This window comes from Corallococcus exercitus, assembly GCF_003611585.1.
Classification (GTDB): domain Bacteria; phylum Myxococcota; class Myxococcia; order Myxococcales; family Myxococcaceae; genus Corallococcus; species Corallococcus exercitus.
The window spans coordinates 1-7,051 of the sequence record NZ_RAVW01000474.1; the positions used below are offsets into that span (position 1 = coordinate 1).

Genomic DNA, 7,051 nt, shown 5'->3' on the forward strand with positions numbered 1-7,051 from the left:
TGCTGGCCCATAACGTCAGCCGGCTGCTCACTCGCAGCCGGCTTTTCTGCGTCTTCGTCCTCCTCGAGGCCCCGGCTTCTCCCCCTGCCTCCCAGCCGGGCTGAGCCGCTATTCTGCGCAACCCTCCAGTCGGACCGGTTTGGAAGGCCGTGTCGGACGGGAGGGGTACAACGCGCAGGTCCGGGGGCTCAGGTCCCCTGCGGCGCCTTCACCATCTCCCGGGGCGGGAACACGAACTGCGCGGCGCCGGCCACCAGCGGTGAGGCATCGCGCTGGAACCCGGCGAGCATCGCCAGCCGCTCCTCCGTCCAGCCACGTCCGTCCGCCGCGTCGCGCACCAGGCAATGCAGGGCCACGCGCCGCGCCTCCGGGCTGGGGCTCCGCGCAAGGCGCCCGCCCACCGCTTCCATCATGTCCACCGGCAGGTTCGACACCGCCACCTGGGCCGCCATCAGCGCGTCCGCGTGGAGCCACCCCTCCTGTCCCATCGTGTCCAGGTGGATCGCGAAGGCCTCGGGTTCCAGGGCCACCACCGCGCAGCGCACGCGCAGCGTCGCCAGGCACGGGTCCTTCGTGAGGAGCCCGGTCACCAAGCCCTGCACGGCCTGCAGGGGCACGGGCCGCATCCGCTCCCGGGGCTGGAGCAGCGCGTCCAGCGCCACGCTCAGCGCGCGCCGGTCCTCCACCACCGCCGCCAGCATCCGCTCCATCAAGGGCACGTCGCGCTCGTCGGCCCGGTACACCAGCGCCCCCATCGCCGCGCGCACCTCGTCGTCATAGGGCGACGCCAGCCGCGCGCCGCAGGCGGAGAGGAACACCCGCTCCCGGTCCTTCACCTGGAGCCACGCCGCGCGCCGCAGCAGGTCGATGCGCGCATCCGGCTCCGGCCGCGCCAGCACCTTCGCGAGCAGCGCGGACAGCCGCGCATCCAGCGCCTCCGTCAGCCGGTCCGCCGGGATGTCGCCCACGCGCGACGCCATGATGGCGTCCTCGCCAGTGACGGCGCGCTCGAACACCGCCCACGTGGGCTCGCGGTCCAGGTGGTCCCACAGCGCACGCAGGAGCGCGATGCGCACGTCGCGGTGCAGGGGCTTCGCGTCCAGCTCCAGCAGCCGCGCGTAGCCCGCGTCCGAGCGCAGCTCACCCAGGAGGCGCACCACCTCCTTGGCCACCGTGACCTTGGTCAGCGGCACCTCCGAGAGCAGCGACAGCACCCGCGTGACGGGCATGCCGTTGAACGCGCGGCGCAGCCCGTAGATGGCGATGCGCGCGCGCGAATCCTCCAGGCAGCGCAGCAGCGTGGGCACGCCCTGGCCCTGGTCGCACCGCGCCATCACCCGCAGGGCCCGCTCCTGCACCGCGGGCCGCCTGTCGTCCGCCAGCGCCAGGAGCGCATCCATCGGCGCCCAGTCCAGCACCGCCATCCGGGTCACCGCCGCCAGCAGCGTGGGCGTGTCCCGCTCCAGGTCCTCGCACAGCCGCGCGAGCGCGCGCGAGTACGCCCGGTTCTGCTCCACGTTCCACCGGAAGAACCCCGAGTCGAACGGCAGGAGCCAGTGCGTCGCCCCCGTGGCGAACTGGCCGGTGATGACCGGCGCGTGGAGGTACGGCCCCAGCAGGTCCTGCCGCCGCCGGTGCAGGTACTCGCGCACCACCGGGATGGCGATGGCGCTCTCGTCCCGCTTGAGCAGCGCGGGCAGCATCCGGTCGAAGTCCTTCACCGCTCGGGAGCGCAGCACCCACAGCGCGTTCCCGGACGGCTTGCCCAGCCGCAGCGCCACGCGCTCCAGTTCGTCCACCAGCTCCCGGTGCAGGGGAAGCCCGCGCTTCTCGGCCACCGCCAGCGCTACCACCTCGTCGTCCCAGCCGCGGTCCCGCCAGCGCCGCAGGGTGCCCGCGAGCGTCGACTCGAAGCGCGTCCGGTCCTCCTTCGCCAGCCACGCGGTCAGCGCCAGCGCCAGGCGGTTGTCGGGCGTGGCGTCGCGCACGGAGACGAGCCAGTCCGACAGGCCGGCCACCAGCGCCGCGCGCTTGCCCAGGCTCGCCGCGAGCTGGAGCAGGGGACTGCCGCGCTCGCGCTCCGCCCAGGCCTTCGCCAGCGTCAGGAGATAGGGCGCGGCCCGGCGCACCTCGTCGTCCGTCAACCGGTGGCCCAGCCCCGCGTCGTGGATGCGCCCGCGCTCCTTGAGGAAGGTGCCCAGCCACTGCGCGCCCCACGCCGGGTCCGCGCCGAAGGCCCGCACCAGCAGCCGCTCCGCCGCCTGCGCCGTGCCCACCGACAGGTCCGCGGCGTCCAGCGCGTCGCGCAGCATCCGGCCAAGGGCCTCGGTGTGCTCGGCGCGCCACATCCGCCGGGGCCACGCGGCCAGCGCCTGCAGCATCACCCCTCGCACGGGGTCCTGTTCGTTCTTCCGGGCCAGCACCGCCGCCAGCGCGGGGGCCACCCACGCGGGCTCGTCCGGGCGCAGGCCGGGCAGCGCCAGCAGGGCGCCCAGCCCCTCGCCGCGCATGGCTGCGTCCGGGTGTCCCAGTGCGCCCCGGAGCGAGCCCAGCGCCTCATCCCAGGGAAGGAAGCGCGCATAGGAGATTCGCGCTTCGGCGCGGGTGCCCAGCGCCACCACCTCGTTCAGGTGACGGCGTGCTTCACGCTCCCGCAGCTCCACCGGCAGGTGCCGCAGGTACTCCAGCGGGATGACGCCGTCGCGGTTGCGCGCCCCCACGGTCCAGCGCCCGTAGACACCCTCGCGCACGGCCGGATCCACGATGCGGGCGATGAGCGGCGTGCCCCACGCGGGCGCACGCTCCACGGACGCCGCCCAGGCCTCCGTGAGCGTCGGGTGCAGCGGCTCAGGCAGCTCCTTCAGCACGTCCTCCGCGCGGCCCAGCAGTGTCGGGTCGCGCTGGACGATCCACGTGAGGGACTCGGCGTCCAGCGACGCCAGGGACTTCGCGAACAGCAGGTGGGGGAGGAACGCCGGGGGATGCTGTCGCAGGAGCGCCACCATGCGCACGGGGCGCTGCTTCACCAGCGTCCGCACGGCGTGCTCGTCCGGCGGGATGCCCCGCTTCAGCAGCAGCGCCAGCAGTGTCTCCGCGACGTCGGGCGTCCGCTCCGCCAGCCAGCCCAGGCCCCACCCCAGATGCTGCCGCGTCACGGGGTCGGGCTCCCCCGTCACCGCGCGCAGTTGCTCCAGCAGCACCGCGCCCAGCACCGACGGCGCATGCCGCGCCAGCCGCGCCCAGAACCGGTAGCTGGGCCGCCCCAGCGCCCGGGCCAGGTGCCGGCGCAGGCCCGCTTCGGAGGCCAGCGGCACCGTGTCCGCGAAGGTGGCGTGCTCGCCGCGCTCGGCCAGCCCGTCCACGAACGCGTCGATGACGGCGTGCCGCTTCCGCTTCCGCAGCTGGTGGATGACGGTCTGCTCACGGCGCATCCCGTGCGCCATGCGCAGCGCCTCCAGTGCCTGGGCGTCGTCACAGGCCACGGACACCAGCTCGAACGCCAGCGCGCGCACGCGGAAGGACTCGTCCGCCGTGGCCTTCAGGACCGCCTCGCCGTCGCGCCGCGTGAACTGGGCCGCCAGGGCCAGCCGCCGCTCGAAGGCATCCCCCCGGGCCAGCGCGTCCAGCAGCGCCTGCGCCTCCGGGTCCGTCCGGGCCTTGCGTCCCAGGGCCACCATGTGACGCACCCGGGCATCATGGAAGGTGGAGGACAGCTCTGCGCGGAGGGCGGACAGGGCGGGTTCGGACATGGCGCCCAAGGATGCCCGCTCTCCTGGTTTCCTGACAGAGCCCAGCCCCCGCGCGTCCCCCCTCCGCCCGGGTCAGACTCCTCCGGGGCGACCGCTCAGTGCGTCGCCTCGGTGGGCGTGATGGGGTAGTCGCCGCTGGCGTGCGCGCGGGTGTGCTGCGCGAAGAGGAAGCGCCGGACGGCGGCGCGGGTGAGGAGCCCGCACGGGGCCAGCCCCAGCACGGGCGCCACCGGCAGCGCGTCCACGTCCTCGTGGTCCATCACCTGGAGCGCGTGCGCCAGGTCCGAGTCCGGCGCCAGCGCGGGCAGCTTGCGCGCCAGGTCGCTGGCCACGAGCAGCGGGTACATGGACTCGTCCCGCCACACCTCGCGCAGTTGCTCCACGTGCACCGTGCCGTAGAGGTTGCCCTGCGTGTCCAGCACCGGCAGCGTGCCGGCCTCGGACGTGAGCAGCTGGTCCGTCAGCGCGCGCAGCGGCGTGCCCGCGGGCACCGCCGGCACCTCCGTCATCAGGGCCCGCACGTGCGTGGTCAAGAGCAGGTCCTCGTCGCTCTGCACCTTGGGCGCGGTGCGCTCCGTGAGGTAGTGGCACAGCGCGGACGCGATGGTGCACGTCACCATCAACGGCAGGATGATTTCATGGCTGCCGCTCAGCTCGTACAGCATCATCATGCCGGTGAGCGGGCCGCGCGTGAGCGCCGCCACCGTGCCGCCCATACCCACGATGGCGTACGCGCCGCTGGGCCCGGTGGCGAGCGGGAAGAAGTAGTGCACCAGCGTGCCGAACGCGCCGCCCGCCATGGCGCCGATGAGGGCCGCCGGGAAGAACGTGCCGCCGGAGCCGCCCGAGCCGATGGTGAGCGACGTGGCCACGAGCTTCAGCACGCATGCCGTCACCAGGAAGAGGAAGGGCAGCCGACCGGCCGCCGCCAGGTTGATGTAGTCGTGCCCGCTGCCCCACACCGTGGGGCTCAAGAACACGAGCACGCCCGTGCACAGGCCGCCCAGCGCGGCGCGCACCGGCAGCGGCTTCTTCCCCAGCCACGGGGACAGCCGTCCCCCCATGCTGCCGTGGAAGAAGTGCTCCACGCCGTGCAGCAGCTTCACGAACGCGAACGCGAGCAGCCCGCACCCGATGCCCAGCCCCGCGTACGCGAACACCTCCGCGCCGCTGACCAGCTCGTAGTTCACCCGGTTGATCATGGGCGCTTCGTCCAGCACGCCCCGGCTCACCAGCGTGCCCGCCACGCTCGCCAGGATGATGGGGGAGAACACCCGCAGCTCGAACTCGCGAAGGATGATCTCCATCGCGAACACCGCGCCCGCGATGGGGGCGTTGAAGGACGCGGAGATGCCCGCGCCCGCGCCGCACGCCAGGAGGATGGACAGCTCCTTGCGGCTGAAGCCCAGCACGCGCCCCACGCTGGACGCGAACGCCGCGCCGCCATAGACGATGGGGCCCTCGCGGCCCGCGGAACCACCGCTGCCAATGGTGATGGCGGACGCGATGAGCTTGAGCAGCCCGCGGTCCGCCGGCACCACGTTGGCGCCGCTCTTCACCGCGCGCACCACCTCCGGCAGGCCGTGGCCGTGCGTCTCAGGCCGGTCGCGCAGCAGCCGCCCCACCGCCAGGCCGCCCACCGTGGGCGCGATCAGGATGAGCCACCAGGGCAGGTGCGGCAGCGCCGCGGGCAGGTTGTGCGCGTGGCCGAACACGGCGTTCACGGCCGCCAGGCCCACGAGCGGGTAGTAGAGCGACAGCGCGCCCAGCGTCAGCAACGCGAGCAGGCGCAGGCGGCGCTTCACCTCGTCGCGAGGTCCGCCGGGCTCAATCACCCGCGCCAGCAGGAGCGCGCCCAGCGCCAGCGGCACACCCACCAGCGCGTACTCCAGGTGCCAGCGCGCGGAGGCGAGCGACTCCATCAACGTGCGCAGCCGCTGCGGCTTGAGCGTCGCCGCCAGCTCCGCGGCGCTGAACGTGATGCCGCTCATCACGCCAATGAGGTTGGAGAAGATGCCCGCGGCCAGGCCGCTGTAGAGCCCCACCACCGCGCCCGCGATGGGCAGCACCGAGGGCGTCGGCAGCCGGATGCGGTTGGACGCGCCCAGCAGGAAGTAGATGAGGCGTGAAAGATTCTGGCGCGCCCAGAGCGTGAGCGCGGCCGTCCGCTGCGACTGAGCAGGCGGAGGTTCGTCGGAGGTGTTCATTTGGTGCACCTACTAAACGGAGGAGGCCGGTGGGTTTCAAGCCAATTGAGGCCGCCCACACCCCGGCGCCGTCCGCCTGCACTCCACTCCACACATCGCCCGAGCGGTGCCCGGCTCCCCGCCCCCCGGGCGTGCTACGACGCCCCCCGTTTCCACCCCATGAAGGAGGCATCGCACATGCTCAAGCAGGGAGACATGGCCCCGGAGTTCACCGTGCAGGACTCGACGGGGAAGACGCACCGGCTGTCGGACTACCGGGGCAAGAACGTGGTGCTCTGGTTCTACCCGAAGGCGGACACCCCCGGATGCACCGCGGAGGGCTGCTCCTTCCGCGACCACAAGACCCAGTACGAGGCGAAGGGCACCGTCATCCTGGGCATCAGCTTCGACACGCCGGCGGAGAACCAGGCGTTCTCCCAGAAGTTCGGCTTCAACTTCCCGCTCCTGTGCGACGTGGACCGCCAGGTGGGCCTGGCCTACGGGGCCGCGGATGACGCCTCGGCCGCCAACGCGCGCCGGGTGGGCGTCGTCATCGGGCCGGACGGCCGCATCAAGGAGTGGCACGCCAAGGTGGACGCGCGCGCCTTCCCCCAGGAAGCGCTGGCGCGGCTCCAGTAGGGCTCTTTCCGGGGCTCCGGCGCCCGGCACTCAGGGCGCGTACGAGCGGGACGGCAGGCGTGAGCGGATGAGCACCGCCACGCCCGCCAACGCGAACCACGGCAGCACGTGGCCCAGCATCAGGTGTCCCGCGGAGCCGTCCGGGCAGTGCACGTGCAGCACCAGCAGGCTCACACCGGCGGAGGACAGCCCCGCCGCCAGCGCGCGCACGGGCTGGAAGGCGGAGCGGCACAGCAGGACGAGCGCCAGGGCCAGCGGCACCACCGACAGCGCCACCTCCGCGCCCATGCACCCCAGGGTGCCGGCGAGGAAGGGCCGCACCTGGACGCCGGAGCGCCCGGTCAGCTGCGCCAGCGCCAGCAGCAGCGCGCCTCCGGCCACGAGCGTGAGAGGCCAGGTGCGCTGCCTCGGCGCCAGGGCCACCATCGCTCCGCCGCCCACGCCCACGACGATGAGCAGCGCCACGAGCGCCACCGT

Annotated in this window: 3 protein-coding genes and 1 pseudogene; 1 reads left to right on the forward strand and 3 read right to left on the reverse strand. The window is 73.4% G+C overall.

What is annotated here, in order from left to right:
• Positions 1-188: 188 nt before the first annotated feature.
• The gene (locus D7W79_RS36105) at positions 189-3,749 is read right to left on the reverse strand and encodes a hypothetical protein (protein WP_120529841.1); all 3,561 of its coding nucleotides are present in this window, start codon (positions 3,747-3,749) and stop codon (positions 189-191) included.
• A 95-nt stretch (positions 3,750-3,844) separates the two neighbouring features.
• On the reverse strand, positions 3,845-5,956 hold the full coding sequence (locus tag D7W79_RS36110) for a chloride channel protein (RefSeq protein ID WP_208729930.1): 2,112 nt from the start codon (positions 5,954-5,956) through the stop codon (positions 3,845-3,847).
• A 177-nt stretch (positions 5,957-6,133) separates the two neighbouring features.
• On the opposite strand from D7W79_RS36110, the gene D7W79_RS36115 reads away from it, so the two are divergent.
• Positions 6,134-6,574, forward strand: a complete 441-nt coding sequence (locus D7W79_RS36115) for a peroxiredoxin (RefSeq protein ID WP_120529842.1) — start codon at positions 6,134-6,136, stop codon at positions 6,572-6,574.
• A 30-nt stretch (positions 6,575-6,604) separates the two neighbouring features.
• Here D7W79_RS36115 and D7W79_RS36120 read toward each other — a convergent pair.
• Positions 6,605-7,051 (reverse strand): annotated as a pseudogene (locus tag D7W79_RS36120) (DUF1109 family protein); the annotation flags it as partial.

Coding starts and splice junctions, on each gene's coding strand:
- D7W79_RS36115 (WP_120529842.1), top strand. CDS start 6,134: ATGCTCAAGCAGGGAGACATGGCCCCGGAGTTCACCGTGCAGGACTCG.
- D7W79_RS36110 (WP_208729930.1), bottom strand. CDS start 5,956: ATGAACACCTCCGACGAACCTCCGCCTGCTCAGTCGCAGCGGACGGCC.
- D7W79_RS36105 (WP_120529841.1), bottom strand. CDS start 3,749: ATGTCCGAACCCGCCCTGTCCGCCCTCCGCGCAGAGCTGTCCTCCACC.